Source organism: Streptomyces griseoruber, from assembly GCF_001514205.1.
Classification (GTDB): Bacteria; Actinomycetota; Actinomycetes; order Streptomycetales; family Streptomycetaceae; genus Streptomyces; species Streptomyces griseoruber.
Window position 1 is genome coordinate 4967 of record NZ_KQ948811.1, and the last position, 783, is coordinate 5749.

General features: G+C 57.3%; 1 rRNA gene (running past one end of the window). It reads left to right on the forward strand.

Annotated features, from left to right (window positions below):
* A 23S ribosomal RNA gene (locus tag AQJ64_RS44630) occupies positions 1 to 753 on the forward strand; it begins 2542 nt to the left of the window's first position.
* The last annotated feature ends 30 nt before the right edge of the window (positions 754 to 783 follow it).

The window sequence follows — 783 nt, forward strand, 5'->3', positions numbered from 1 at the left end:
GTTCAGGTGGAGTCGTCGTTGAAATACCACTCTGGTCGTGCTGGATGTCTAACCTGGGTCCGTGATCCGGATCAGGGACAGTGTCTGATGGGTAGTTTAACTGGGGCGGTTGCCTCCTAAAGAGTAACGGAGGCGCCCAAAGGTTCCCTCAGCCTGGTTGGCAATCAGGTGTTGAGTGTAAGTGCACAAGGGAGCTTGACTGTGAGACCGACGGGTCGAGCAGGGACGAAAGTCGGGACTAGTGATCCGGCGGTGGCTTGTGGAAGCGCCGTCGCTCAACGGATAAAAGGTACCCCGGGGATAACAGGCTGATCTTCCCCAAGAGTCCATATCGACGGGATGGTTTGGCACCTCGATGTCGGCTCGTCGCATCCTGGGGCTGGAGTCGGTCCCAAGGGTTGGGCTGTTCGCCCATTAAAGCGGTACGCGAGCTGGGTTTAGAACGTCGTGAGACAGTTCGGTCCCTATCCGCTGTGCGCGTAGGAGTCTTGAGAAGGGCTGTCCCTAGTACGAGAGGACCGGGACGGACGAACCTCTGGTGTGCCAGTTGTTCTGCCAAGGGCATGGCTGGTTGGCTACGTTCGGGAGGGATAACCGCTGAAAGCATCTAAGCGGGAAGCCTGCTTCGAGATGAGGACTCCCACCCACTTGATGGGGTAAGGCTCCCAGTAGACGACTGGGTTGATAGGCCGGATCTGGAAGCACAGTAATGTGTGGAGGTGACCGGTACTAATAGGCCGAGGGCTTGTCCTCAGTTGCTCGCGTCCACTGTGTTAGTTCTGA